Annotated in this window: 23 protein-coding genes and 12 tRNA genes; 20 read left to right on the forward strand and 15 right to left on the reverse strand. The window is 60.5% G+C overall.

Going from position 1 to position 25,125, the window contains the following annotated elements; genetic code table 11:
• The first annotated feature begins 99 nt into the window (after positions 1-99).
• On the forward strand, positions 100-381 hold the full coding sequence (locus tag JNO50_RS11905; protein WP_189534107.1) for a hypothetical protein: 282 nt from the start codon (positions 100-102) through the stop codon (positions 379-381).
• Between the two features lie 46 nt (positions 382-427).
• Here the strand turns inward: JNO50_RS11905 and JNO50_RS11910 are convergent, their stop codons facing one another.
• From JNO50_RS11910 to JNO50_RS11925, 4 genes are all read right to left on the reverse strand, one after another.
• Complete coding sequence (locus tag JNO50_RS11910; RefSeq protein WP_189534186.1) at positions 428-640, reverse strand: HP1242/YdcH family protein; 213 nt, start codon at positions 638-640, stop codon at positions 428-430.
• An 88-nt stretch (positions 641-728) separates the two neighbouring features.
• On the reverse strand, positions 729-1,952 hold the full coding sequence (locus JNO50_RS11915) for a c-type cytochrome (RefSeq protein WP_189534106.1): 1,224 nt from the start codon (positions 1,950-1,952) through the stop codon (positions 729-731).
• 12 nt (positions 1,953-1,964) lie between these two features.
• Positions 1,965-3,842, reverse strand: coding sequence for an NAD(P)/FAD-dependent oxidoreductase (locus tag JNO50_RS11920; RefSeq protein ID WP_189534105.1), 1,878 nt, complete (start codon positions 3,840-3,842; stop codon positions 1,965-1,967).
• A 399-nt stretch (positions 3,843-4,241) separates the two neighbouring features.
• Positions 4,242-5,834 (reverse strand): phytoene desaturase family protein, encoded by a 1,593-nt coding sequence (locus JNO50_RS11925; protein WP_189534103.1) that lies wholly within the window; start codon positions 5,832-5,834, stop codon positions 4,242-4,244.
• Between the two features lie 862 nt (positions 5,835-6,696).
• On the opposite strand from JNO50_RS11925, the gene JNO50_RS11930 reads away from it, so the two are divergent.
• From JNO50_RS11930 to JNO50_RS11950, 5 genes are all read left to right on the forward strand, one after another.
• Entirely contained in the window at positions 6,697-6,912 is a 216-nt protein-coding gene (locus tag JNO50_RS11930; RefSeq protein ID WP_189534101.1) for a hypothetical protein, read from the forward strand.
• Between the two features lie 92 nt (positions 6,913-7,004).
• A complete protein-coding gene (locus tag JNO50_RS11935; protein ID WP_189534099.1) occupies positions 7,005-7,598 on the forward strand; it encodes an HAD family hydrolase in 594 nt (197 codons plus the stop codon).
• A 195-nt stretch (positions 7,599-7,793) separates the two neighbouring features.
• Positions 7,794-8,231: a VOC family protein gene (locus tag JNO50_RS11940; protein ID WP_189534097.1), complete on the forward strand. Its 438-nt coding sequence runs from the start codon at positions 7,794-7,796 to the stop codon at positions 8,229-8,231.
• 196 nt (positions 8,232-8,427) lie between these two features.
• A complete protein-coding gene (locus JNO50_RS11945; protein ID WP_215796363.1) occupies positions 8,428-9,105 on the forward strand; it encodes a substrate-binding periplasmic protein in 678 nt (225 codons plus the stop codon).
• A 167-nt stretch (positions 9,106-9,272) separates the two neighbouring features.
• A complete protein-coding gene (locus JNO50_RS11950; protein WP_189534094.1) occupies positions 9,273-9,668 on the forward strand; it encodes a hypothetical protein in 396 nt (131 codons plus the stop codon).
• On the opposite strand, the gene JNO50_RS11955 is transcribed toward JNO50_RS11950, so the two are convergent.
• Entirely contained in the window at positions 9,652-10,308 is a 657-nt protein-coding gene (locus JNO50_RS11955; protein ID WP_189534092.1) for an ABC transporter ATP-binding protein, read from the reverse strand. The two genes, JNO50_RS11950 and JNO50_RS11955, sit on opposite strands and share 17 nt — an antisense overlap.
• A complete protein-coding gene (locus JNO50_RS11960; RefSeq protein WP_189534090.1) occupies positions 10,305-11,372 on the reverse strand; it encodes a hypothetical protein in 1,068 nt (355 codons plus the stop codon). The genes JNO50_RS11955 and JNO50_RS11960 overlap by 4 nt, the downstream gene beginning before the upstream one ends.
• A 640-nt stretch (positions 11,373-12,012) precedes the next feature.
• Between JNO50_RS11960 and JNO50_RS11965 the strand changes: the two genes are divergently transcribed.
• On the forward strand, positions 12,013-12,537 hold the full coding sequence (locus JNO50_RS11965) for a GNAT family N-acetyltransferase (RefSeq protein ID WP_189534088.1): 525 nt from the start codon (positions 12,013-12,015) through the stop codon (positions 12,535-12,537).
• 103 nt (positions 12,538-12,640) lie between these two features.
• Here the strand turns inward: JNO50_RS11965 and JNO50_RS11970 are convergent, their stop codons facing one another.
• The 4 genes from JNO50_RS11970 to JNO50_RS11985 form a co-directional block, all read right to left on the reverse strand.
• Positions 12,641-14,320, reverse strand: coding sequence for a phospholipase D-like domain-containing protein (locus JNO50_RS11970; RefSeq protein ID WP_189534086.1), 1,680 nt, complete (start codon positions 14,318-14,320; stop codon positions 12,641-12,643).
• A 720-nt stretch (positions 14,321-15,040) separates the two neighbouring features.
• Positions 15,041-15,116 (reverse strand) — tRNA-Ala (locus JNO50_RS11975).
• Between the two features lie 57 nt (positions 15,117-15,173).
• Positions 15,174-15,626: a YiiD C-terminal domain-containing protein gene (locus JNO50_RS11980; RefSeq protein ID WP_189534083.1), complete on the reverse strand. Its 453-nt coding sequence runs from the start codon at positions 15,624-15,626 to the stop codon at positions 15,174-15,176.
• 159 nt (positions 15,627-15,785) lie between these two features.
• Positions 15,786-15,870 (reverse strand) — tRNA-Leu (locus JNO50_RS11985).
• Positions 15,871-16,105: 235 nt separating this feature from the next.
• On the opposite strand from JNO50_RS11985, the gene JNO50_RS11990 reads away from it, so the two are divergent.
• Positions 16,106-16,795 (forward strand): Bax inhibitor-1/YccA family protein, encoded by a 690-nt coding sequence (locus JNO50_RS11990; RefSeq protein WP_189534081.1) that lies wholly within the window; start codon positions 16,106-16,108, stop codon positions 16,793-16,795.
• A 139-nt stretch (positions 16,796-16,934) separates the two neighbouring features.
• A complete protein-coding gene (locus JNO50_RS11995; protein ID WP_189534080.1) occupies positions 16,935-17,894 on the forward strand; it encodes a C48 family peptidase in 960 nt (319 codons plus the stop codon).
• Here JNO50_RS11995 and tilS read toward each other — a convergent pair.
• Both tilS and JNO50_RS12005 read right to left on the reverse strand, forming a co-directional pair.
• The gene (gene tilS, locus JNO50_RS12000; RefSeq protein ID WP_229804682.1) at positions 17,875-19,194 is read right to left on the reverse strand and encodes a tRNA lysidine(34) synthetase TilS; all 1,320 of its coding nucleotides are present in this window, start codon (positions 19,192-19,194) and stop codon (positions 17,875-17,877) included. The genes JNO50_RS11995 and tilS overlap by 20 nt on opposite strands.
• A complete protein-coding gene (locus tag JNO50_RS12005; RefSeq protein ID WP_189534076.1) occupies positions 19,184-20,149 on the reverse strand; it encodes an acetyl-CoA carboxylase carboxyltransferase subunit alpha in 966 nt (321 codons plus the stop codon). Before JNO50_RS12005 ends, tilS begins: the two co-directional genes overlap by 11 nt.
• 217 nt (positions 20,150-20,366) lie before the next feature.
• Between JNO50_RS12005 and JNO50_RS12010 the strand changes: the two genes are divergently transcribed.
• The 10 genes from JNO50_RS12010 (at position 20,367) to JNO50_RS12055 (ending at position 21,248) form a co-directional block, all read left to right on the forward strand.
• Positions 20,367-20,442 (forward strand) — tRNA-Val (locus tag JNO50_RS12010).
• Positions 20,443-20,448: 6 nt separating this feature from the next.
• Positions 20,449-20,525: transfer RNA gene (locus JNO50_RS12015), tRNA-Asp, on the forward strand.
• Positions 20,526-20,552: 27 nt separating this feature from the next.
• A tRNA-Val gene (locus tag JNO50_RS12020) sits at positions 20,553-20,628 on the forward strand.
• Between the two features lie 6 nt (positions 20,629-20,634).
• A tRNA-Asp gene (locus JNO50_RS12025) sits at positions 20,635-20,711 on the forward strand.
• A gap of 22 nt (positions 20,712-20,733) precedes the next feature.
• Positions 20,734-20,809, forward strand: a tRNA-Val gene (locus JNO50_RS12030).
• 4 nt (positions 20,810-20,813) lie between these two features.
• Positions 20,814-20,890, forward strand: a tRNA-Asp gene (locus JNO50_RS12035).
• 22 nt (positions 20,891-20,912) lie between these two features.
• A tRNA-Val gene (locus JNO50_RS12040) sits at positions 20,913-20,988 on the forward strand.
• Positions 20,989-20,993: 5 nt separating this feature from the next.
• Positions 20,994-21,070, forward strand: a tRNA-Asp gene (locus tag JNO50_RS12045).
• A gap of 21 nt (positions 21,071-21,091) precedes the next feature.
• Positions 21,092-21,167 (forward strand) — tRNA-Val (locus JNO50_RS12050).
• 4 nt (positions 21,168-21,171) lie between these two features.
• A tRNA-Asp gene (locus JNO50_RS12055) sits at positions 21,172-21,248 on the forward strand.
• A gap of 118 nt (positions 21,249-21,366) precedes the next feature.
• Here the strand turns inward: JNO50_RS12055 and JNO50_RS12060 are convergent.
• From JNO50_RS12060 to pmbA, 3 genes are all read right to left on the reverse strand, one after another.
• On the reverse strand, positions 21,367-21,801 hold the full coding sequence (locus tag JNO50_RS12060; protein ID WP_229804680.1) for a disulfide bond formation protein B: 435 nt from the start codon (positions 21,799-21,801) through the stop codon (positions 21,367-21,369).
• Positions 21,802-21,925: 124 nt separating this feature from the next.
• Entirely contained in the window at positions 21,926-23,062 is a 1,137-nt protein-coding gene (locus JNO50_RS12065; RefSeq protein WP_189534072.1) for a patatin-like phospholipase family protein, read from the reverse strand.
• A gap of 88 nt (positions 23,063-23,150) precedes the next feature.
• Positions 23,151-24,494 (reverse strand): metalloprotease PmbA, encoded by a 1,344-nt coding sequence (pmbA, locus tag JNO50_RS12070; protein WP_189534071.1) that lies wholly within the window; start codon positions 24,492-24,494, stop codon positions 23,151-23,153.
• Between the two features lie 88 nt (positions 24,495-24,582).
• On the opposite strand from pmbA, the gene yjgA reads away from it, so the two are divergent.
• Positions 24,583-25,125: a ribosome biogenesis factor YjgA gene (gene yjgA / locus JNO50_RS12075; protein ID WP_189534068.1), complete on the forward strand. Its 543-nt coding sequence runs from the start codon at positions 24,583-24,585 to the stop codon at positions 25,123-25,125.

A 25,125-nucleotide genomic window follows, 5' to 3' on the forward strand; every position in this document is an offset into this window, starting at 1 on the left:
GGCTTTTTTTCTGTCGGCCGCCGAGAGGCAGGCAGACAGGGTTCGCACATTATACTACTGTGAATAACAGCATGAAGAACCCATTCCGGAGACACCGCCATGCAGTTCGACGAAGTCCTGCCGCAGCATTTCATCACCCTGTCGAGGGATCCCTATCCGCACATACTGATCGACACCGCCTTGCTGCAACTGGCGGGTGGCGGAGCGGAAGCCTCGCAATTCCGGCTTCAGGTTCTGGCGGCCGCCGGCTGGCGTCATCATGCGGTCACGCCGCTGGCCAAATACCCGGCGGAAGCCAGCGTGGTCTACAACCGGATCCGCGGCGTGCTCGCCGTCACGCAAGACCCGCAAGCCATCCTGGACGAGCTGGCCAAAGGATGAAAAGAACACGCGGACCCGCCTGCCGGCGGATCCGCGGTGCCGCGCGTCAGGCGACGGCCTTGAGGACGGCGTACAACTCGTCCTTGAGTTTCAGCTTCTCTTTTTTCAGGACTTCGATCTCCTCCATCGAAGCGGGCTCGATGCGCGCTTCCATGTTCTTGATACGCTGGTCCAGCTCGTTATGGCGCTCGAACAGCCGGTTAAAGTGCGCATCCTCGGTCTTCAAGCGCGAGATCAGATCGCGGTATTCGGGAAACATGCCGGACTCCTTGCCAACGACCGGCCCGGCGCGGGCAGGTCTACGCATTCAGTCTACCCAATGTCATGTTTCGCTGATTTGATCTGGCTCAGTGCCGGATGGCGGGCAATGAAGAGCGAATCTCCCCCACCTCTTGCGCAGACACGGCGCCGGCCGCATTGCCCCAGCTTTGTCGCAGGTAGCTCAGAACCTCGGCCACATCCCGGTCGGACAATTGGTGGGCATAGCCCGGCATGCTGTACTCCCAAGCCAGATGCCGCGTGCGCGCATTGACGCCGCCCTCCAGGACAACACGGATCAGCGAGGAGGGATCGCGCGCCATGACGGCGGAACTGCCGGCCAGAGAAGGAACGACACGCTCATGCCCCTGCCCGGCGGCCTGGTGGCACGTCGCGCAATTCTCGGCATAGAGCGCCGCCCCCGTTTTGACCGACTCGACCCTGGCCGCTCCCGATGACGGCAGGCTCTTGATATAGGCCGCGATCGCCTTCAGATCGGCATCCTCAATGTACTGGGAACTGTAGTGCACCACCTCGGCCATCGGTCCGAACGCCGCGGTATAACGGTTGCGACCTTCGCGCAAGTAATCGGTCAGATCCCCGGGCGACCAGTTGCCCAGGCCTTCGCGCGGGTCGGCCGTCAGATTGCCGGCGAACCAGCCGGCCAGCCGCGCGCCGGTCAGATATCCCGGCTGGCGTTCCGACAGGGCGACTTCCTGGAAGGCAAAACCGCGCGGCGTATGGCAAGTGCCGCAATGCGCCATGCCCTGCACCAGATAGGCACCACGGTTCCACTGCGCGCCGCGCGACGCAACCGGCTGATAAGGGCTGGCGTCATGGAACAGCCAGCGCCATACCGTCAGCGGCCAGCGCATCGACAAGGGCCAGGGGATATCGCTAGCGCGATTGGACTGCCGAACGGGCTCGACCCCGCCCATGAAATACGCATACAGATCTTTCATGTCGGCATCGTTAATACGCGCGAACGAGGTATACGGCATGGCCGGATACAAGGAGTGACCCTCGCGGGCCACCCCTTCACGCAGCGCGCGAGCGAATTCGTCGTACGTGTAGTTGCCGATACCGGTTTCCTTGTCCGGCGTGATATTCGTGGAATACACCTTGCCGACGGGTGTGTCCATCGGCAAGCCTCCGGCGTTGGGTTTGCCGCCAGGAGCGCTATGGCAGGCGATACAGTCGGACACGCGGGCAAGGTAGGCGCCGCGGCTAATGCTGCCGGTATCGACGCCGGCCAAGGCGGAGCCGGCGAGCAACGACAGGGCCAGAAGGCCCAGGGTTTTCAGGGAAGTCATTCGCGGTTCCTCTTAGCCCAGTTCATTGACGGCGCGCCATGCCTGATCGATGGCGGCGTGCGTGTACGGATTCCAGTCGGAGTCGGAATTGGCGATCGTCACATTGCCAACCGGGCGGCGGGCGGCATGAATGATGCGCTGACTCTCCGCTTCGTCGTCGAACAGGGAGTTGAAGAAATAGGAGTAGCCATGCGACCAGCGGTTGACGGTGATACCGGCGATATCGCGCTTGTGATCGAAACCGGCCGGTCCGAGAATGCGCTGCAGCTGGTCGCGCACCATGGATTCCATTTGCGCGAACGGCATGGCCAGCAACTTGGCGCGGCCCATGCGCGCCTGGGTGCGCACATCAAGGCCGGAGCCCGCCACCGTCGGCACATACACCATGTGCAGGCACATCGGCTCGGCAGGGTCTCGCGGATGACGGTAGCCGCCAAGATCCACCGGGTAATCGAGCTTGATCCGGCTATAGGGCATGGACGGGCAATAGAGTTCGTGCACGCCGAGTTTCGCGAAGCTGCGCCAGTTCTTCATGGCCACCTTGGTGTACACCAGCGGACATTTCACATTCTGTGCCAGGGCGTGCTTTTGATCCTCGGGCAAGCTCGGCATCATGTGCGGAATCATCATGTTGTAGCAGGCCATGACCGTATGTCGCGCCTGAACGCGGTGCAACCGGCCGGCCTTGTCCAGGTAGCCGACATCCACCTTGCCATGGGGGTTGTCCACGCGCACCACCGTGCTGTTCAGTCTCAGGCGCACCGGAGAGCCGGCGACATCCAGCCTGGAGTAATCGAAACGGGCCATGACGATGTCGTTCATGTCCTTGCCCGGCGCGACCCGGGGGATCATTTTGCGCACCAGCAAGCGGGCGATGGAGGCGTTACCGTCGGGGAAATGGTAGATATAAGGATCGCGCAGCTCGGCCTCCGCTTCGGCGCTGATCTTGCCCAGTCCCGCCACGCCGTGAAAACCCGGCAAATCGAGGTTGCGCGCATCCAGGGCCGGCAAACCGTCGATGCCCACCGCCTGGAAGTCATTGCTGCGCGCCTGGAAGAAGCGCACGGCCTGGGCGCTTAGCCCGACATGGCGTGTCAGATACGTGCTGTAGCTGATCTTGGCCAGATACGCTTCGCGCTTGGCGCGGGGCATGTCCCCCAGATAATCGCGCGTCGAGGTGTGCAGATCGATCAGCGCATCGCGATCCTTGCGCGATAACGGAAAATCATTGATGAAATCGCGGACCGGTCGCGCATTGAGGCGCTTGGGATCGATGTCATCGGCCACCTGCAGGTAGGGGTCGCCCGTCACCAGCTTGTCCGTGCCGAAGTTCTCCCTGTCGAAGAACACCCCGCGCGACAGCTTCATGTCGGGGTAGAAATTGCGGTCAAAATGCTTCGCCAGCGTATCGATATCGACGGTGAGCTCCTTCATCAACTTCATGGCCACCGGACTGAACACATGCTTGGGCGATTGCAGTGATTCGGTGCCGCCATAGCCGAGAATCGTCTTCCCTCCCACATCGAATTCATTGCGCTTGGCGTGCCCGCCGAAATCGTCGTGATTATCCAGAATGAGGATGCGGGCGCCGGGATGTTTCTTGCGGTAGAAATACGCCGCGGACAGGCCGCTGATGCCGCCGCCGACCACGACAAGGTCGTAGCTTTCTTCGACCTTCACCGCATCCAGCGCGTACGCGTGATGAGCCCGCCCCAGCTTGTGGGCGGATTCGAACGAACCGTCGTGATTGCCGCGCAATCCTGTCAGCCCCGGAGGGTAATAGCTGGCGCCGACCTGCCGGGGCGCGGCGCGGAGGATCTCCAGCGGCGTCAACCCGGCGGCCACCGTCAGCGCGAAACCGTTGAGAAAGTCTCGGCGAGTAATGGACATGGTTTTTCCTGTTGATATGAGTTGCAGACCGGCAGCCTCTGCGTGCTGTCCGGATAAAGCCAAGGCGCTGCGATAGTCAATGCTCTGGAGTGACGGTCGGCGACGAATCGCCGGACGGAGGCGCCGGCAAGACGCATGGAAAGGATGAGGACACCCGGGATGCCGGGACGGGAAAAGGCTGCGCCATCATGCCTTTTTCGCTCGGCCGGTTATGCGTGGAGCGGAATGGACCGGATCGGTCCATTTAAGCTAACGTCATCAAATATTGATCTATTATTAAGAATTAAATAGAAATCAGCCGCATCTGTCAAGACAGTTGTCCTTTTCCTCGCGCGTCCCCCACGGCGAACCGACCGGACCGCGGCCGGCTCCGAGACAGCCGCGCGGGAAGCCCCGTTGTCACTTGGGACTGCCCAAAGGGAATCCGCCTTCCCGATGCGCACTGCCAGTGCGCGGCGACAACCAGGCCGGTAACAGGCGGCGCGCCGGGAAACACTGATTGACCAGCTCCCTGGCCGACAGCATGGCGCCCATGCCCCCTCCCCCGGGAAAAGTCCAGGCTCCCACCTGGTACAATCCGTTGAGCGGATAGCGCATCGGAAAGCGTTTGCGTATCCCGGCCTGCTGAACGGACTGTTCGAACCCGTTGATGCTGCCCTGCTCGTTGCGGGTATAGTTTGCCATGGTCTGCGGGGTTCCGGCCTCGATCAGTTCGATGTGCGCGGAAAGCCCGGGCACCCGGGACTCGGCCTTCGCGATAAGAAGGCGAACCAGTTCGGCCTTCTTTTGCCGGTAGACATCGGGGGGCAGGCCGAGCCAGTCTTTGCCGGGCACCATCGTGAACAGACCCACCGAGGATTTTCCGTGGGGCACCAGCCCCGGGTCGACATTCGAGAAAAAATTCAGGCTCCACCCCACCCGGTCATCGCCCGCATCGCCCGCCAGCATCTTTTTGTATTGGGACTGGGAATCCAGATCGTAAGCAAAATAATGGCTGCATTCGTCCGGTTCGATACCCAAAGTCCCGAGCGGGCAGTCCAGACCGAGATACACCTGAAAACCCGACATGGCAGGCCGCATGTTTCTCAACCGGGTCAGGAAAGAGGCGGGGAACACCTCTTCGCCGATCATCCCGACAATCGCTTCCGGACTGATGTTGCTGATGACGCGGGATGTGGCGATGCGCCCGAGCCGGCGAGCGGAAACGCCGACCACACCTTGCCTGTCCACATGGATGCGCGTGGCGCCCGATGACAACTCGACCCGCCCGCCATGTTCGCGAATCACATCGACCAGCGCGTCGGACAGTGCCTGCGCTCCGCCCTTGACCGAATAGCCGCCATGCGCGAGAAAATCGTAAAAGGGATAAGAGAAATACGAGAACGCCAGACGCCGGGATGGCAAGCCATAGCACAGCCACTGGGCACTGAGCGCTTCCTTGAGCCGTTCGTTGGCGGTGAACAGGGAAAAGAACTCATGCACGGTCATGTGTTCGTAGCGCGCCAACCGCGGAAAAAGCAGCGGCATCATGGCGAGCTTGAGCGTGTGGGGCAACGGCGTGGCCATATAGCGGCTCATGTCCCGAAACATGTTTCCCGCCTCGTCAAGAAGCCGGCCGATATTGGCCGCCTCCCCCGGAAAACGCTTCGCCAGCTTGCGCCGATACCCCGTCAGATCGCCAGGCTCCACCAGCATTTCCCCATCGTCGGTCACCAGCCGGTACACCGAGGCGAGGGGGATCAACTCCACGCGATCCGCGACACCGCACTCCTGCAGGCACCGGTACGATAATGTGCCCGGCTTTGCGCCGTTAAGAGCGCGTAACGCGACGTCGAAGGTGAACGCGCCGCGGGAAAAACTGGTCGCATAGCCTCCTGGTTTGGCCTGACGCTCCAGAACCAGGATTTTCTTGCCGCGGCGGGCGAGCAAACTGCCCGCCGCCAGACCGCCCAGCCCCGCGCCAATGATCACCGCATCGTAACGCTCAGACATCCCGTGCACTCCTGTGAATCGTCATTCTCCGCATCCGCCGGCGCCCGCCCCGGCGCATTGGCCGATCCGCCACCTCCCGGAAAGATTTCTGTTATTGCCAGATGGGCGAACGGCATGACTGTCCATCGCGGAGGCCCGGTGCGGCACACTTCGTTGCCGGATGCAGGGTCCAATGAATTGAAAACATGGAAACAGGCAAGACAGATCACGCCATCGAACCACCCCGGCGGGGCAAAACGGAAGCAACAGAAACACCTTGAAGCCGCCTGATCGTCTGGCGTTGGGTAGTATCCTAAATCACCACATGCATATGATTTTGACATATATCAAAGTCAATTACATTTGAATTAACTGTTTGAATTGCCGTTGTCAAAACACGGCGAGCCGCCACTCGCCCCACACGATGCGCTTTACCGGGACGCGACCGCTACAGAGAACCGGCCGGTCCGTCAGGAAGAACGGTATTTTTCCGCAGCAGATTCGTAACCAGACCTGCGCGCCCGACCAGGCCAGGCGATCCCCTGCGAACACGGCGGCACGCGGCTGCCTCGACCAGCACGCCGCCTTCCGAAGCGCCGCTCCAATGCGCACCGGCCTCCGCGCGGATACCGTTGCGACGCGTCGGGCCGTACCATGGGAAACTGTCCGCCAACACCTCCCCATCTTGCGTCAAGCGATTGATCGCCTTGTGGGGGAGACAAAAAAGCAAAGGACTCCCGGTCTTCCGCCTTTGGGAAGAGGCCGTGTCAACGGCGTCATTGCATAACCCCGGGCCATGGACTAGAAGTAAAAGTCCGGGCTCCACCACAGCGCATCGCGCCTGACAACGGTCCCGCAACCCGATACCGGAGTCGCAAGCATCATGTCTTCAGCGTTTTACCTCCTGCGCAGCGGCTGTTTTGGCGTGAATGGCGGAACCCGCCGCAACCGCACTGTCGCGGCCCGCATTCCGTCAGCGCGCGTGCTTCGCCTGAGCGCCGGACGGCGAACCCCGCTTCCGTCTCCCGAGCCGGTGAGGAGCATGGGAACCTTCGTGATCTCGACATTCTCCGTGGCGGCAGCCGAAGAGCGGGAATAGTCCGGCAAAATCCCGTGCCCCGCGGGCGAGCCCGCCCGCTTTCCCCGCCTGCCCCCCATTTATCGTGATCCCAACAAGGCGAGGGTTTTGCGATGGCACCGACTCTGCTGCTGTTCGACCTGGGCGGCGTCCTGATCGAAAATGTCATGTTCGAACGGCTCAACGCCTTGCTGCCCGCGCCTCGTCCGGCCACTGAGCTGAAGGAGCGCTGCCTGAATTCCGACGCGTTTCGGCGCTTCGAAAGCGGGCACTGCCAACCTCGCGAGTTCGCCGGGCATTTCATCGCGGAATGGAAGCTGAGTCTTGCTCCCGATGCGTTTCTGGAAGAGTTCGCCGCATGGCCGAAGGGATTTTTCCCCGGTGCAGAAAGATTGCTCGCCACACTCCGCCAGCGCTACCGGGTGGCCTGCCTGAGCAACTCCAACGCGGTGCACTGGACGCGCTTCGGCGGATTCGCCGAGCACTTTGATCTTGCCCTGTCCTCACATCTTCTCGGCGTCGTCAAACCCGACCGGGAAGCCTTTATCCGGTCTCTTGACATCTGCGGCGCGATGCCGGACGAGACGCTGTTTTTCGACGATTCGCGGGCGAATGTCGACACGGCCCGGAGCCTCGGCATCGCGGCGCACCATGTGGAGGGATTCGATGCCCTGACCACGCGCCTGCAAGACCTGGCCCTGATCTGACACCCTTTCCGCCCGCCCCCTTGCCAGATCATGAAAAGGTGTGTCGTCCCTCGCCCTCATCCCGGCTCGATAATCAAGCATCACTGACAACAGTTTCGCAAACTGCTTTTATGTCCTACTCTTCATGCACTTCCCGCGAGTCAGGTTCGCCTGCCACCTCGGCACCTTTTCGCGCCCCCAGACGGAGACATGCACATGGCAAAAGTGAGCACTTACCTGATTTTCCGGCGCTCGACCGAGAGCGCGTTTCTCTTCTACCGCTCAGTATTCGAGAGCGAATTTCTCTGTCCCATACACCGGTTCAGCGACACGCCGTCCCAGGAGAACCAGCCGCCCGTTGCGGAGGAAGACAGAAATCTGGTGATGCATGTCGCCCTGCCGATTTTGGGCGGTCACATACTGATGGGCAGCGACTGCCCGGACAGCGGCAAATTCCCTCTCGAACCGGGCAACAACGTCTGCATCAACCTCGAGCCCGATTCTCGCGCAGAAGCGGATCGCCTCTTCGCGGCCTTGTCGCGCGACGGATCCGTCAAAACCCCAATGCAGGAGATGTTCTGGGGCGCTTACTTCGGGGCATTGATCGACCCGTTCGGCATCCACTGGATGATCAACTGCGAAAGCAAGACCTGACCCCCCGCCTTCGGCAACGCCGCCGATCCCGCTTTTCCAGTGCCAATAATGTGTAACGACAATCAAAAGCGTTACAAACGAATCCGGGACACTATACTGACCGGAGTGGCGGCAAGAAGAGCGGGAAACGGAAATGGGCGGTGGCGGGAGGTCTCGGCGGGAAAAGTGGCGCAAAAGCGCCGCCGTTGCACTGTGCGTGGTTGCGCAGGCCATCCCGGCCGCCGATCTGTCAGGCGTCAGGATCTACACGGATAACGACCCACCCTATGTGATAGCGGATGACAAAACCGGTATTCCGGGGGGAACCGCCACTCGCAAGGTTCTTGCCATCCTTGTCCGTCTGAAGTTGCCCGCGTCGACCATCCGGGTGGTGCCTTGGTCGCGCGGTTACAACGAAGCGAAGAACCGACCCTATGCGATGATTTTTCCCATCGCGAAAACCCGTGAAAGGCAGGGTTTTCTCGATTTCACTGTCAAACTGCTCGATTCGGAAGTGTCGTTCTACCGGCTTCGCTCGCGTACGGATCTTTCGCTGTCGTCGCTGGAGGATGCAAGGAAACACCGTATTTGTGTGGTTCAGGATGACTATCGCCACGAATATCTGGTCGGCGAAGGATTCATGCAGCTGGAACTGGCCTCCGACTCGACGCTCAATGTGAAGAAATTCATCGCCGGGCGCTGCGATCTGATCATGTCGACGGAGAACGGCATACTCAGCAAGCTGACTTCGCTTGGCAAGGATCCCTCGCTGGTGGAAAAGGCATTGCCAGTGAGAAACCTCGACAGCGCTCTTTATGCGGCTTTCAACAAAGCAACCCCGCCCGATGTCATCGAGGCCTTCCGGCATGCGGCCAAAGGGCTGGACTCCATGTAACGCCCTGCCCCCCGATTCAGCCGTTTCCCGCACACCCCGCACTTTTGGCCGATAGTCTTCCCGAAAAAAAGGAATACCATGAAGTCCGGTACGCGCAAGTGACTCCTGCGCGACAACACATTTTCGACAAGGATCGCCTTATGCAGACCGTTTTATGGAAATCCGTCATGACCACAGTGCTGATCGGCATCACCGCGCTCGCCCATGCCGACGAACCGGTCAAGCTCTCCGAGGCGCAGCAAAAGCGGGTGGATGCCGCCATCGCCCGACTGAAGTCGGCCGAAGACCGCGCGACAGCCTCCGCCTGGAGCACCGCGAAAAAGGCGGCGGAAATCCTGTGCGGCCCGGCTTCCTTGCGCGCGGCGAAAAAACAGGATCCCAGTGTCGACAAGGTGTTCCTTGGCGACAACTCGACGGAAAGCCTGAAACTGGTCAGCGCGGGGCGCCTGGAAGGCAGGGGGTCGATGCGTACCCGCAAGGGCTGGCGCGACATGACATTCGTCTGCACCCTCAACCCGATGTCGGGCAAGACTGTCCGCGTCGCGATCACACCCACCCGCTGAACTGGCCGGTAACAGGATGCAGGACGCCACCGCCAATGCGCAGGACGCGGGCGGGAACGAGATGCCGTGGCCGGCGGTGACTGGCAACGATGACAAGCGCTCCGCGTTCCAGCGCTCGGGCCATGCCAGCCTCAAGAACCTCGCAGGCAAGGTCGTCCAGCGCATTATAGGGTTCGTCGAACAACAGCAGCCTGGCGCCGCTGGCGAATGACAGCGCAAGAAAATGCTTGCGCCCGGTGCCCAGCGACAGTTCGTCAAGCGGCTGCCGTTCCGTACCCGTCAGGCGGAACGCATCTAGCCCAGCGCGCCAAGCGGCCTCATCGAATGCCGGCAAAACCTCAGCCGCCAGACGCGCCCATTGCGATGGCACAAGCCATGGCAATGGCACTTCGTCGCTGTCGCAGAAAAACAGCTGGCGGCGGTATGCAGCAGGATGGGAGGCCTCCTCGACACCATTGAGCCGCAGTGTTCCGCGGTAGCCCGGCAAGGCACCGGCCAGGGTACGCAGGGCGCTGGATTTGCCGCTCCCGTTCTCGCCGGTCAACCAGACCAGTCCTGCCTCGAAGGTCAGATGGGCGCAGTCCAGGATACGTTTCTCCGGGTAAGCGATGCTCAGCCCAACCAATTCCAGACGACTCATCCGGTCAGCTCCGAAACAATCGCCAGGCACGCGGCCCAGCCAAAACCCAGGGGAAATATCGCCCGCTCCGGCGCGATGTCGCGAAGCGCATGACACAACAGGCACTGCAGGGGCGCGGCCAGGCACAACCAGAGCAGCGGTTGCGGATTCACCGGTTGGGCAGCCCATATCGTCATGACAAAAAACGCATGAAACGCCAGATACGGCAAGAACGCCAGTACCGCGACGCCGGTCGACAGTCCGGCTATCGGCCAATGCCCGAGGCTACGCTTTATCCGGCGCTCTGCGGCATGCAATCTGAGCTGCCACATTCGGGTAAAAAACTGCATCAGCGAGAAAGCCAGCATTGCAGCGATGGGGTGGTACCGGAAAGGAACAGAGGCCAGGTACCCCAGCATCACCCATGGCACACCCTGCAGCAACCGCCTTTGCCCTGCGGGTAACGCGGCCAACGTGACGTTGAGAGGCAAGGTCAGGACAACGGGCATTCGGAACAAGGGAGGCCGATAACGGGTGCCTCCCCGCGCGAGTTGCCATTGCAGCCAGAGCCACATGATCGAGGAGGCCATCATCGTACCGCCAACCCCCAGCCAGCCGATGCCGCCCAGCGCGGCATCATCCACCCGCCCCCCGCACAGCCAGGATGCCAGCGCCATCGCTAACAACAAGGCCGGCAACGGCATACATGCCGCCAAGGCCAGCAGCGCATCGCCAATCCGGTGCTGACGGCCGGACAAGGGCAAGCTGGCGAACAGGCGGATCACCGAAGGCGGACGCAAAATAGGCAACAGGGGAAATGCGGCGAACAAGAACAGCATCGCATAGCCCCCCTGCAAGGCAGAAACGGGAAGTTTGCTGAAATACGGCAACCAGGGGATGGCGGGATCGCCCCCCTTGACCAGTTGGTAGACATACAGCAACGAGGGAAACAGCAACCAGGCGCCGCGTCGCCTCAGCAGCCGGAGCCAGTCGTCGGCGAAGGCACGCCAACGCAGCCCCAGATAACAGGCCAGCGCCGGCGAGACCGCCCAGCAATTAGGCGCGATTGGTTTGCATCCGCCCACATCCGCTCCTGAATTCGGTTGGCCGGCCAAGATAACTCAAAAAGCATAAAAATAAAACAACAATCCGGACCTCTCTTGCTCTTCGGCTCCGACCAACTTCCAGACAAAGCAGACCTCGCGGATTGTACCGGGAAATGGCCAGATGCAATTGCCGGGTCAGCCGCGCGGCACCTCCTCGCCCTCCTCCGAAGCCTCAACGCCCGCGTCCGCTATCCCCGGACATCCGGCCTTGAATTCTCCCAGGATCGGCACCCCGCCCGTACCAAGAAAGGCGTTCAGGCCCGGCCTCCGAGCCTTTGGCCGATCAATTGCGACAAATTCTTTCATGTAACGCCGGGTTCATGGGCTCTTACGCATGATATCGCGCGGGATTTTTTGAACCCCGAGATCCCGCAGGCAAGGCCGTGATCGCGTCGTCAGCAGCGGCCAGTGCGATTCACGTTTGCCCATGCGACACTGGATGATTCTGTTATTTAAAGGCGAGAATAATGCTCAACGCTGTATTCTCGTCCGTCCCCCACGCAGCCGGTGCGAATCCAAAGACCAATCGAGTAAAATGTTTCGAACGGTTGGCTTCCAAGAACAGCGATCGAAGCGAACGGAGCACCGGCTTGATGGACATTGAATGAAGGACTGCCACATGGCGAACACAGAGCTGGATAGACTGGTCATCCGTCGCGCGAACGAAGCAGACGCTCCGGCAGTGTTAAGAATTTTCGATGAGATAATCGCTTGGTTTGTCGAAATACACAATCAAGGGCAATGGGGATCTGAGCCGTGGTCGACCCAGCCACGGCAAGTTGCCAGGGTGACCGAAGCGTGCTCGCTGCCCGGCGCGTGGGTAGCAGAGGAACAAGGCGGCCCGGTTCGGGCCGCTTTGGTATTGGGAGAAGCCATGCCCTACGTTCCAGCCATGACAGAACCTGAACTCTATGTGAGATTGCTGGTGGCATCACGTAGATCAAACTATCGAGGTATTGGTCGACACTTGATGGCTTTCGCGGAGGATCAGGCAAAACTGGCCGGGGTAAAGCGCTTGCGTGTCGATTGCTATGGCGGGGGTTCCGGTGCCCTGGTGCAATTTTATGAGTCCTGCGGCTACGAGCGAATCTGCGCATTCGATGTGGATGGTTGGCCGTGCCAGCTGTTAGGGCGGTCGGTGTGAGCAGACAATGCGAGAAGCCTGACTTGACGCCAGAAAAGCAGCTTGGCTGGCCCGGCCAGCTTATGCCTTGCCGGACCACATCTATAATCGGAAGGTAACGCGATTACTTGTCCAGGTAGTGTTGCAAACCATTCCAGTAGCCCTGAACAAATTCGCGAATAGCGGTCCGGTCATCGATCCAGACGCCGAACTCCATGTTATACGACGGGTAGGCGTTATCCGAACCGATATAGCACAAGGCATCATCAACCAGAGTCAGCTTGCAGTGATTGCCATTCGAGGTCAGATCGTTCCTGACCCGTCTGTAACGCAACAGCGTCCTGACCAGGTCGGCGACGGGCGCCGCCGGTTTGATGATCCCGGTCAAAGCCTGCCCCTGCATATATGCGCCGAGCCGGGACGAAAAGATTTCGGCATGCGCCATGTCGGACCAACCCTTGTCATAAAAGGAGCAGACGATATCGATGCCGCGATCGGATCCGTCAGTCCGGCTCATGGTCGCCAGCGCGCAGCCCATGGCATCGAATGTGTCAAAAGCCCAGATCAGCCCGTCCCAATGAACCCCCAGCCGTTCATTGACAAGACGGACGAACGACTGGTAGGCCGGAATGCCCAGCAATAACCCTTGGACCACGGCCTGCTGACTCATGCGCACTGTGCGCTGCGCATGTCGGATGGCATGGCTGCGGGAATAGCGGGACGCCCAGGCCATGGGATTAATGCCGAACTTATGCGCGACCTCGCGGAACAGCTCGCTGTCGTCGCTTAACAGGCGACACAACAAGACCAGCAAGGCCGAACCCGGCGCAGACGCCTTCTTTTCAATCCAAAGCGCGGCAAGATTGAGAAACGCGTCCCGCAGCGCGTCGAAAATTTGTACTGGATACTCGAAATGGCTCATATGCCAGTCACCGTTACGGCCCACGCTAAGCACATGGGCCGGCCCCGCGTTAACGGGCATGGGGCCAAACACGGGAACGTGGCGGCAAGGAATCGGTTCGGCAGAGGTTCCGTCAAGCTTCACGGCCTTGCACCATGAGACCGGATCGGAACCGGAACGCGCGCCCAACCGTTGCCAGAGGTAGTCGGCGAACAAGTGCGCGTCAACAGCGGCATCCCCCCGCAAGGAGATATCCAGATCCAGCACGGTGCCATCAGGCCGGTTCTGATAAAGCTTCCAGTAATTCATGCCCCCGGTGACCAGCGCCAGGCCATTCATGGCGAAAATCTTCGAGTGATTCCAACTGCCGGTAACCCGTACCCAGTGTTCCAGCAACTCGGGAAGCATCGGCCGCAACTCCGCTTCCATATCGGTGATCAGTGCGCGCGCGGCGGCCGTCAGCCCGGCAGCCGCGGTCAGTGTCGCCGGATGGGTCAGGTGTTGCCAGAGCTCGCTCACGACCCTTTCAATGAAAGGGCTGACCTGGCCCGCCTTCGGAGTCGGCAGCGGTACGGACGGCGAGCTGTTTCCGCAATACAGCATGGCGCGAGGATGGCGTATGTGCGTGGTGATGGCCTGGTAGATTGTGTCTTCGGCCACGAAACCGTTCCAGTCGATCGGCGTATCGTTGCCGATCAGATAACGGATGACCGGCGTGGCATCGCTCGGCAATGCGTTGATGTACCGGGCGAGCGTACCGATGATGGTGTGGCCTTCATCAGAAGCTCTGTCCTCGAAAATCCGGGTTTCCTTGGCGAGGGACAAATTACTCAGGTCGATGAAACAGGGACGGTTCCCCCCCTCGGCGACAGCATCGACAATGGCGCGGTGAAGCGCTTGCACAAAAGGACTGTAAGACGGTATCTCCGGTGTCTTTGGCCTTTCGTGGGAAGCGGGGGGAGCTGACGGCGAACCCCACGAGCCAAATGGCGCCATCACCCACCATGACGGAATCAACCGGTTTTTGCCGCTCCATCGGTAGGAAATACCTTCCTGCATGCCGCGGGACGGCGACCGGGGGTCCTTTATGTCGAGAATCTGGAGCTCGGCGAAGAGATCGCGGGTATCCATGTCACAGTCCGATCAAGCGGTGGTGGCGGAAAAGCCAAGCGCAATGACGACAGCGTCATTGTTGTGACCATAGCGAGTTTCAACTCCGACGAAAGTGGCAGAAAGGGCAGGTCTTTAGTAGCTGGCGCACAAGCAAGACCAGCCGCCAATCCTCTAAACGGAAAATGACAGCGAAGCAGGTGACCACCTCATCGCGAAGCGACGGCATGCTCCACTTCGCATGTCTTTTGACTCTATCGCGTCACATACCCCCCAAGGACGCCGAGAGGAAATGCATCGTTGCGAGAGAAATTCTTTCAAGTTCCAGGCAGAAAATGGAGGAGGGAGGATAACCATGACACACTTCGGGACACCCGCTGACAGATCACGCACTCATCATCATGAAAAGCTGAAGGTACTCATAGCGTGGTAATACGGAAACATCGCGTAATCTTGCCGAACGGCCAAAGAAATGGCCCCGATGACATTCCGGAATGTTGCCAGATTTGAATGTGGTGGACCGGAGGAGGATCGAACTCCCGACCTTCGCATTGCGAACGCGACGCTCTCCCAGCTGAGCTACCGGCCCCGAGAAGGGCCATTCTACGCCCCGGTCAATCGTTTGCCAAGCATCATGCAAAAAGAATTATTTCTCGCTTTTTTTCATGGCAACAAACTCACCGGACAACCGTCCCCTTACCTCGCCCTCCTCCAGCAGCACGGCCAAGACGGCGATGCGCGCTCTGCCCTTGCGTTCAAGCATCCGTAAAAAGCCCGGCCACGCCCCCTCTTGCAGAAGCATCGCCTCCACCGTGACCGCTTTGGCCACAGGCTTCTCATACTCCATCGCGTGGCGCTGAATCACCAGATCCGCCACCAGCCCCTCATCGGCCAAGCGCACGTGCACAAGCGACCAGGCGGCGAGAATCGCCAGCGCCGCGCCGCTGCCGCCAAATAGCGTGCCATGATGATTGAGATTGGGCGCCAGGGGCGCATCCAGTATCAACCGGTCCGGCCCGGCATGGCGGATGATCGCGCCCATGGCAACGCTCATGGGGATATTGTCGTTCAGAAATACTTGCAGCCGTTCTGGCGTCATGTCCTTAACCGGCAATAGTCACAGATAAAAACGATACGGCATGAGGCCAAATCAGGCAAACAGGCAAGTGGATAGCGCGCGGACAGAAACACTCAAAACCGGCATGGACCAAAAAGGAGGGAAGTCTTGATACAGGCAGGATTCACCGGTGAAGATATCTGGTGCGAAAGGAGAGACTCGAACTCTCACGCCTTGCGGCGCTGGAACCTAAATCCAGTGCGTCTACCAATTCCGCCACTTTCGCGTCGCTCATGACGGGCGTTGACACACCGATTTCACGAACGGCGCACAGAATACCGTAAAGCCCCGCGCCCGGCAAGCCGGAAACCTTCCCCCCTTGCAAAATAACGGCCAGGACCCTATTTAAGGACAAATACTCGACCATTTGTGATAATGGCGTCGAGGGACGAAACTATTTATCATCCCTCCTGTCTATCTCGGACACGCAACATATCACCCAACACCAGGAGACTGACTACATGCAACCGAACCTTCAGACGGCCTACTCGCCTTCGCTGGCCGAATCGCGCCACAAGGTTCTGCGCAACACCTATGCGCTGCTCGGTCTGTCGATGATCCCGACGGTCATCGGCGCGCTGATCGGTGTCAGTATGAACTTCGGCTTTTTGCTGAGACAAAACCCGATCATGGGCATCGTGGCTACCTTCGCGATCTTCTACGGACTGGTTTACGCGATTGAACGCAATCGCTACTCCAGCACCGGCATCTATCTGATGCTCGGCTTCACCTTCGTGATGGGCCTGCTTCTTGCCCCCCTGCTGCAATCCGCTCTCGGCCTGCGCAATGGCGGCGCGCTGATCGCGGTGGCCGGTGGAGCGACCGGCGCGATCTTCCTTGGCATGGCGGCGATCGGCGCCACCACCAAGCGCGACCTGTCCGGACTGGGCAGCTTTCTGATGGCCGGCGCCATCGTGCTGATGCTCGCCGTGATCGCCAACATCGTGATGCAGATGCCGGCGATGATGCTGGCGATTTCCTGCGGTTTCGCGCTGTTCAGCTCGCTGATGATCATGTACCAGGTGAAGGTGGTCGTGGACGGCGGCGAGGACAGCTACATCTCCGCGGCGCTGACGATCTACATCCAGATCTACAACCTGTTCACCAGCCTGCTGCGCATTCTGATGGTGTTCGCCGGCGATCGCGACTGACCGCGAACGCACTAGCACTCATTGCATCGCCCCCGGTCACGACGCCGGGGGCGTTTTCATTGGTAAAGCCGTTTTTTGCAAGTCCGCATCCGGTACCGGCGCTACTCTGGCTTGACACCCACCACACCGGAGCAGCCGCATGATCCCGTCGATTTCCCCGTTGCAGTCATCTCCCACCCCCCTGTCGGAATTGGGTATCGGCCTGACCCTGGATGAACTTGTCACCCGCGCGGCACAAGGTGATGAAGACGCCATCGAATACCTGGGCAATCTGGCGCTGCGCGACGACGCCATCGGCAAAACCGCGGCTCTCGCCTGGTTCGACCTGACGATGCACGAATCGTCAGTCATACGCGACAGGCTTGCCGACCAAGCGGACATGATGCTGCGTATCGTCGCCCAAACCGCAACCCATGACAGTATCGATACCGGCCTGCTACCCGCCTTGGGCAACCCCGGCCATCTGGCCTTCCTGTTGGGCAGCCGGGCGCATGACCTCGGACACACGGTGGTGGAAAAATTTCTCAATCAGGCCTTCAGGCACAAATCGGGCGACCCGGGTGAGATCGCCGCGCGCAAAGACAGCCTGGGAGAATCCCCATGGACTCTGGCGCGCCTTGTCTCGCAGGACGAGATTCATGCCGAGCTCGAGCGGCTGCCCCGCATGCGGACCTGCCGGACCCTCCCGCGCGTGGTCACCGCCACCGAACTGCCCGGCCTGCTGCTCGAAGAAAAGTCGGGCACTTCGCCATGGCTCGTCCCGTTTTATCAAAGCCTGCACTGGACGCTCCTTGTCAGGCTGGCCAACGGACGCTGGCTCCACTTCGATTCCAACAGCGAAGGATCGCACCACCCGCTCACCGGATTGTTGCCGGCCGATCAATTGACATGCGCGCATGCGCGGCTACAGAAAAATGTACCCAATGGCTGCGGGCTTTTCATGACGGAGGCCATCCAGCGCCTGCAAGAAAACCGCCTGGGAGACCCGCAAACGGTGTTGAACGCGATGATCGGGGAATTTCAAGCCATGGACGATGCCGGCCTCGCACACTTCAACCGACAAAAAAGAATGGCGCTGATCAGACCTTTGCTGGATTAGCGTCAGGCAGCCAATCCGGCCACCAGCCATCGTCGGCGCGCGCGTCCAGCGCCACGGCCACACCGGGAACCGCGGCGATACGACCGTCATCGCGCACGAGAAGCGGAAGACCGGCGCGCAACGCCGGAGGGATACCCCACTCCTGAAGCAGGGTCTTGACGCGCTTGTGGCCGATCTCCAGCAACACGCGCTCTCCCCCCTCCCTCGGCACCAGCCTCAATCCGGCCTCCAGTACCGATTCGGCCAGCCCGCCACGGCGCCGGGACCAGACAAACCGACCTTCCCATCCTTCCTGAATCGAACCGCTGTCGGGCCAGGCGAGCGGGCATGCCCCGCCGGCGCGAAGGCCGGCAACGGCCGCCCTGAGCCGACCGCGATAGCGGAACACGACAACACCGCCCCATGTCAGGGACGGGGAGCGGTCTTCTCCCGCCACAAGCACCTGATGCCGGAAATCCTCAAGCATTTCCGGCGCAGCGGATGGCGCACCCAGTTTTCCCAGCCAGGCCACCAGGAGCAGCCTCTGGCGCGGGGCCGACAAGGCTGAAAAACGTCCCAGATCCAGCCCTTCATGGTCCTCGCAGGTCTCAAGATCCATGCCCGCGACCTCCTCCAGCACCTGAGCGGCATCGGCCATCAGCGCGGCACTGCGCGCCAGATGACGGCGGTACTCGGGAACAGCCCGGGCGATACGGGGAAACACATCGTGGCGCAGAAAATTGCGCCGCCAGCGCACATCGGCGTTGCTCTCGTCCTCGACCCACGACAAGGCGCGGGACACGGCATACGCCTCGATCTCTTCGCGGCTGAACCCAAGCAGCGGGCGCCAGTAACGGCACCCACCCTCGTCGCGAAGCGTCGGCATGCCCGCCAGCGCCCTCACCCCGCCACCGCGCAACAATTGCAGCAGTTGCGTCTCCGACTGATCGTCAGCGTGATGAGCCAGCACCACGCAATCGGCCCGGCTCTCGCGATAAACACCGTAACGCGCCTCGCGAGCCACCGCCTCGAGGCTCATGCCTCCCGGTATGGCAAGCTTTACCCGGTGAACACGCAAAGGGACGTTCAGGGCCTCGCACAACGCGCGGCAATGCTCCACCCAGCGGTCGGCATGGGGACTCAATCCGTGGTGAACGTGCACCGCGCACAAAGAGAACGGGCGCTCGGAACGGCCGCGCGCCAGAAGATCCAGCAACACGACGGAGTCGATGCCGCCGGAAAGACCAAGCTCCAATGACAAATGGCCGGACAGGCTGTCCGGCCATTGCTTCAGAACTTCCCGAAAAAGGTCAGGCCGCATTTTCCAGGTAACGTCCATAACTCATCAGACGGTCAAAGCGGGTCTTGAGAATCTCGTCGATCGCCCTTCCGTTGATTTCTTTCATCTGATCCTGCAAAACCCGCTTGAGCGAACTCATCATCTGCCCGTGGTCGCGGTGAGCGCCGCCCAGGGGTTCGTTGACCACCCGGTCGATCAGGCCGAGCGACTTGAGGCGATTCGCGGTAATGCCGAGCGCTTCGGCCGCCTCGGCGGCGCGTTCGGCGGTTTTCCAGAGAATGGAGGCGCAGCCTTCCGGAGAAATCACCGAGTAAGTGGCGTACTGAAGCATATTGACGTAATCACCGACGGCAATCGCCAGCGCGCCGCCCGAGCCGCCCTCGCCGATCACGGTGACGATCACCGGCACGCGCAGCTTGGCCATTTCATAAAGGTTGCGGCCAATGGCCTCGCTCTGCCCGCGCTCTTCCGCGCCGATCCCCGGGTACGCGCCCATGGTATCGACGAACGTCATCACCGGAATGGCAAACTTTTCGGCGAGCTTCATCAGGCGCAAAGCCTTGCGATAGCCTTCCGGGCGGGGCATGCCGAAATTGCGGAGAATCTTTTCCTTGGTCTCGCGCCCCTTCTGGTGGCCGATGACCATGACGGGCTGTCCGTTGAAACGGGCGAGTCCGCCAACGATTGCCGGGTCGTCGGCATAGGTGCGATCCCCGTGCAATTCATGAAAATCAGTGAAAATGGTGTTGATGTAATCCAGCGCCAAAGGGCGCTGCGGATGGCGGGCCACCAGGGAGATCTGGGCCGGAGTCAGCTTGCTGTACAGTGTTTTGGTCAGCTCCTGACTCTTCTTTTGCAAGCGAGCGATCTCTTCGGAAATGTCCAGAACGGAGTCGTCCTGAACGAACCGCAACTCTTCAATTTTGTTTTCCAGCTCGGCAATCGGCTGCTCAAAATCGAGAAAGGTTGGCTTCATGCGTTTCGTAATCCGGTCGAGGAGAATCCCGGAATAATACATGAGGCTGACGACCGACGTCACCTCTCTGTCCGACAAAATGCATTCACCATCATGGAATTTAAAAAAATGCGGGTTTTCCCTAAAAAACTCGATGAAACCCCTTGCGCAAGCAAAAACGATATGGTTTAATTCGCCTCCTCGCTGATCGCGAAATGCAGTCAGCAGAACGGTTCCAGGGCGTTTAGCTCAGTTGGTAGAGCGTCTGCCTTACAAGCAGAATGTCGGCGGTTCGACTCCGTCAACGCCCACCAGGGTCTGGAGCGGTAGTTCAGTTGGTTAGAATACCGGCCTGTCACGCCGGGGGTCGCGGGTTCGAGTCCCGTCCGCTCCGCCAGGCACCCTGCCGTCACAATGGAATTCCGGGCGTTTAGCTCAGTTGGTAGAGCGTCTGCCTTACAAGCAGAATGTCGGCGGTTCGACTCCGTCAACGCCCACCAAGGTTTGGAGCGGTAGTTCAGTTGGTTAGAATACCGGCCTGTCACGCCGGGGGTCGCGGGTTCGAGTCCCGTCCGCTCCGCCAAATCGTTGCAGTACCCTTAAAGGGGCGTTTAGCTCAGTTGGTAGAGCGTCTGCCTTACAAGCAGAATGTCGGCGGTTCGACTCCGTCAACGCCCACCAGGTTGGAGCGGTAGTTCAGTTGGTTAGAATACCGGCCTGTCACGCCGGGGGTCGCGGGTTCGAGTCCCGTCCGCTCCGCCAACCTTCGCAGTACCCTTGATCAGGGCGTTTAGCTCAGTTGGTAGAGCGTCTGCCTTACAAGCAGAATGTCGGCGGTTCGACTCCGTCAACGCCCACCAGAGTTGGAGCGGTAGTTCAGTTGGTTAGAATACCGGCCTGTCACGCCGGGGGTCGCGGGTTCGAGTCCCGTCCGCTCCGCCAACTCCTGCAGTACCCTTATCAGGGCGTTTAGCTCAGTTGGTAGAGCGTCTGCCTTACAAGCAGAATGTCGGCGGTTCGACTCCGTCAACGCCCACCAGGTTGGAGCGGTAGTTCAGTTGGTTAGAATACCGGCCTGTCACGCCGGGGGTCGCGGGTTCGAGTCCCGTCCGCTCCGCCAACACGCATCAGGCTTCACGACACGCCTCCGGGCATGAGTCGCGAAGCCTTTTTGTCGTTCGCCCCTTCCTGGAATACACCGGCCCGCGGAGTGAACCGCGAACCGGCAAGCCCATCCGTCAGCGACCGTGACGACGCCACAGAACGATCACGAACATCAGCACCATCACAAAGAAAACCAGCACCCAGAACGGCATCGCCATGCCCAGAAACGTCCAGTCAACCACGGCGCACTCGCCGCTGCCTTCGAACACCTTGCGAAACATTCTGGAAAAGGGCATCGTTTGCAGCATGTAATCGAGGCCGGGACCACAGGCGGGCACCATGTCGGCGGGCAAATGCTGCAACCACAACTGGCGCAGTGAAACGGACCCACCGGCAATGGCGGCCAGCGACACCAGCACGGCCCCGATGCGGAATCCGGTCCGGCCAGGATTGGCAAGCCCTGCGATCAGGGCGACAAGCCCCACCACAATCACGCCAACACGCTGAAAAATGCACAGGGGGCACGGCTCCAGCCCAAGCGCGTACTGCGAGTACAAGGCAAACCCCATTGCTCCGGCACACGCGGCAGAAATCAGAAAAAACCCTTGTCTACGACCGGGAAACCCCATGGTAACAAACCCTTCATAATTGTTTTAATCAGAACTAAGCCGAAGCTCAGATCATAACCGCTTATCAAAGTTCCAGAAACCTGCAAATCGCGTCTCGCTGCACCATTGCATCCTGATAACCAAGCGAGATCAGCTCCCGGGTATAACCCGGTTCGAACAGCAGATAGGTCGCCAGCACCGCGCCGCGCTGCCCGGTCCCTCCCGTCCCCCTCAACAGGAATCGCAGCATCGGCGGAAACAGGCGGATATGCTTATGAGCTATTTTTTCCAGTGACTGGCTTGGATTCAACATGAAAATATCCACTTTGCGCAGACGGGTCTCATGCACCAGGTCCGGATCGCGCGCCAGCAGCGACATCGTATGATTAACGCGCACCAGCCGCTCAAGATCGGTCGCCATGCTGTCCAGAAAAACGCTATTGAGCAAGTGGCCGAATACCTGCGCGGGGGATGGATAGCTGCCCGAACGCCGCCGCTCCATCCCGTGGTGCTGATGAGCCAGCCCCACCACGAAAAGACGGTCGGCCCCCAAGTGCAGGGCAGGCGACAGCGGTGTCATCTGGCGCACCGCGCCATCGCAATAATACCCGTCCGACAGCTTCACCGCGGGAAACAGCAAGGGAATGGCCGACGTCGCCAGCAAGTGATCAAGCGTGAGCGCCTCCCGCACGCCAACCCGCTGATGCCGCGTCCACTCCTCCAGTTCGGTTTTTCCCTGAAAAAAGGTCACCGAGATGCCCGTGGTATAGCAAGAGGCGCTAAGCGCCAGCGCTTCGAGCGCCCCGCTGCCAATGGCTCGCCCGACGCCAGAAAGATCCATCACGTCGTCAAGAAAATGCCGCAAAGGACGATTGTCCAGAAAACTCGCCGGCGGCCCCCAGGCACGACCGGCCGTCAGGATGGACACCCCGAAGTGCAGAAAGGTTTTCAGGAAGTAAGCGATACTGCCATCGTAAACATCATCGATGTGGACACGTTTCCAGATCTTTGTCAGATAGTGCGCGGTGCGCCGGAAATCCTCGGCGCCACTGGCAAGAGCCACGGCGTTGATCGCCCCGGCAGAGGTACCGCAAATAACCGGAAACGGATTGCGCTCCGGGGCGGATTGCATGCGGGAAATAGCGAGCAGCACCCCCGCCTGATATGCCGCCCGGGCGCCGCCGCCGGACAGCACGAGTCCCGTCCGAGGCGTCTCCGTCATGACGATGTCCCGATAAAAGTCAGTGCATTAATTTATCAATAGCAGAATCATCTATCAAACATCAAATCAATGCACTGCCCCGGCTTCATCAGTCCTCGCCGGCCACCATCATCCCGCCGATCAGCACTGAACCGGTACGCCGTCCGCCCCGGTCGATCGCATCGTTTCCGATGGCCTCGATATCGAGGAACATCTCCCGCAGATTACCGGCAATCGTCAGCTCCTCGACCGGCCAGGCGATGACGCCATTTTCCACCCAGAATCCGCATGCGCCGCGCGAGTAGTCTCCGGTCACGGTATTCACGCCCTGCCCCATCAGCTCGGTGACGAGCAACCCAGTTCCCATACGGGCCAGCAGGGCCTCGAATGTCTCGCCGGTATCCTGCAGGGTGAGGTTATGCGAGCCGCCGGCATTCCCGGTGGTCGCCATGCCAAGCTTGCGCGCGGAGTAACTGCCCAGCATATAACCCTTGAGCACGCCGCCATCCACCAGCCGTCGCGGCGCCGTGGCGACACCCTCGTTGTCGAAGGGACTGCTGGCCAGTCCGCGGGGCAGGAAGGGATCCTCGTCGATGGTCACCTTGTCGGAAAACACCCGGGTATCGAGGGCGTCCAGCAGGAAGCTCGATTTGCGGTACAGGCTGCCGCCACTGATTGCCGCCACCAGATGGCCGATCAGCGAAGCGGCGACCGGAGCCTCGAACAGCACCGGATAACGCCCCGTGCGAACACGCCGGGCATCCAGGCGGCGCACACTGCGCTCTCCGGCTTTCCGGCCGACTTGCGCGGCCGTGTCCAGATCCTCGGGATGGCGGGCGACACTGTACCAGTAGTCACGCTGCATGGCCGCCCCTTCTCCGGCCACCACCGCCGCCGACAGGCTGTGCCGGGTGCTGGAAAAGCCATCGAGAAAGCCATGGCTGTTGGCATAGATGAACTGGCTCGAATGGGAAGAGACGGTGGCGCCTTCCGAGTTGACGATCCGCTCGCTGACCCCGCGGGCGGCTTCCTCGCACTCGCGCGCCAGTCCGATCATCGATTCGACAGGAAGATCCCAAGGGCGATACAGATCAAGATCGCGCGAAGCGGTGGCCAGACGATCCTTGTCGGCGAGACCGGACGCCGGGTCGTCGGCGGTGAAGCGGGCGATGTTGACGGCGGCGCGCACCGTCTCGGCCAGCGCCGCATCGGAGAAGTCAGATGTGTTGGCATGGCCTTTTTTCTGGCCGATGTACACCGTGACGCCGACACCCTTGTCCTGGTTGTATTCGATGGTCTCGACCTCGCCAAGACGCACCGTCACGGTCTGGCCGAGCCCTTCGGACACGTCGGCCTCAGCGGCGGTCGCGCCTTCCTTGCGCGCGAGGTCGAGTACGCGCGCCGCCAGGGTTTCCAGGGAGTTTCGACTAAAACTGAAGGTAGAGTCTGCCATAGTGTCTTTCGCAATGGTCCGTGACGCCCGCGTGAAGCAGGCTTTTCCGGTATCATACCAGTCTTGAATTGTATTGAGTTCCAAGAAAATGAGCGATCACCACGACGCGTCGACCGGCGACGAGCCGATCAGTAAAAGCGAAAAAAAACGCCAGCTCAACGAGCTGCAGGATCTGGGCATGGAGCTGGCCGAGCTGCCCAAGGAAAAATTGCGCGCCATGAACCTCGACCCGGATCTTCTCGAGGCCATTCTGGACTATAAGCGATTCACCGCGCATGGCGCCAAAAAACGCCAGGAACAGTATATCGGCAAACTGATGCGCGACGTGGATCCCGAGCCCATCCGGCAGTACCTCGCCGTGTTGCGCGGAGAATCGGGCGAGCACACCGCGTGGCTGCATCTGGTGGAGCGCTGGCGCGAACGTCTGCTGGAAAGCGACGAAACCCTGGCGGCCTTCCTCAACGACTTTCCCGAGGGCGACGCCCAGCAACTGCGCACCCTGATCCGCAATGCCCGCAAGGAACACCAGGAACAAAAACCTCCCAAGGCGTTCCGCCAGCTGTTCCAGACCATCAAGGCGCTGATTCCCGAGCCCGGCGTTCCGGCGGCCAGGGGCGACGGCGAGGACTGA

The sequence above is a fragment of the Paludibacterium paludis genome (assembly GCF_018802605.1).
Classification (GTDB): Bacteria; Pseudomonadota; Gammaproteobacteria; order Burkholderiales; family Chromobacteriaceae; genus Paludibacterium; species Paludibacterium paludis.

Bases quoted from the DNA above. Each gene is read 5' to 3' on its own strand.
- tilS (WP_229804682.1), bottom strand. From the start codon at position 19,194: ATGCGGCCTGACCTTTTTCGGGAAGTTCTGAAGCAATGGCCGGACAGC.
- JNO50_RS11935 (WP_189534099.1), top strand. From the start codon at position 7,005: ATGGCACCGACTCTGCTGCTGTTCGACCTGGGCGGCGTCCTGATCGAA.
- JNO50_RS11915 (WP_189534106.1), bottom strand. From the start codon at position 1,952: ATGACTTCCCTGAAAACCCTGGGCCTTCTGGCCCTGTCGTTGCTCGCC.
- JNO50_RS11905 (WP_189534107.1), top strand. From the start codon at position 100: ATGCAGTTCGACGAAGTCCTGCCGCAGCATTTCATCACCCTGTCGAGG.
- JNO50_RS11990 (WP_189534081.1), top strand. From the start codon at position 16,106: ATGCAACCGAACCTTCAGACGGCCTACTCGCCTTCGCTGGCCGAATCG.
- JNO50_RS11955 (WP_189534092.1), bottom strand. From the start codon at position 10,308: ATGAGTCGTCTGGAATTGGTTGGGCTGAGCATCGCTTACCCGGAGAAA.
- JNO50_RS11910 (WP_189534186.1), bottom strand. From the start codon at position 640: ATGTTTCCCGAATACCGCGATCTGATCTCGCGCTTGAAGACCGAGGAT.
- yjgA (WP_189534068.1), top strand. From the start codon at position 24,583: ATGAGCGATCACCACGACGCGTCGACCGGCGACGAGCCGATCAGTAAA.
- JNO50_RS11925 (WP_189534103.1), bottom strand. From the start codon at position 5,834: ATGTCTGAGCGTTACGATGCGGTGATCATTGGCGCGGGGCTGGGCGGT.
- JNO50_RS12005 (WP_189534076.1), bottom strand. From the start codon at position 20,149: ATGAAGCCAACCTTTCTCGATTTTGAGCAGCCGATTGCCGAGCTGGAA.
- JNO50_RS11920 (WP_189534105.1), bottom strand. From the start codon at position 3,842: ATGTCCATTACTCGCCGAGACTTTCTCAACGGTTTCGCGCTGACGGTG.
- JNO50_RS11950 (WP_189534094.1), top strand. From the start codon at position 9,273: ATGACCACAGTGCTGATCGGCATCACCGCGCTCGCCCATGCCGACGAA.
- JNO50_RS11930 (WP_189534101.1), top strand. From the start codon at position 6,697: ATGTCTTCAGCGTTTTACCTCCTGCGCAGCGGCTGTTTTGGCGTGAAT.
- JNO50_RS11980 (WP_189534083.1), bottom strand. From the start codon at position 15,626: ATGACGCCAGAACGGCTGCAAGTATTTCTGAACGACAATATCCCCATG.
- JNO50_RS12065 (WP_189534072.1), bottom strand. From the start codon at position 23,062: ATGACGGAGACGCCTCGGACGGGACTCGTGCTGTCCGGCGGCGGCGCC.
- JNO50_RS12060 (WP_229804680.1), bottom strand. From the start codon at position 21,801: ATGGGGTTTGCCTTGTACTCGCAGTACGCGCTTGGGCTGGAGCCGTGC.
- pmbA (WP_189534071.1), bottom strand. From the start codon at position 24,494: ATGGCAGACTCTACCTTCAGTTTTAGTCGAAACTCCCTGGAAACCCTG.
- JNO50_RS11965 (WP_189534088.1), top strand. From the start codon at position 12,013: ATGGCGAACACAGAGCTGGATAGACTGGTCATCCGTCGCGCGAACGAA.
- JNO50_RS11995 (WP_189534080.1), top strand. From the start codon at position 16,935: ATGATCCCGTCGATTTCCCCGTTGCAGTCATCTCCCACCCCCCTGTCG.
- JNO50_RS11940 (WP_189534097.1), top strand. From the start codon at position 7,794: ATGGCAAAAGTGAGCACTTACCTGATTTTCCGGCGCTCGACCGAGAGC.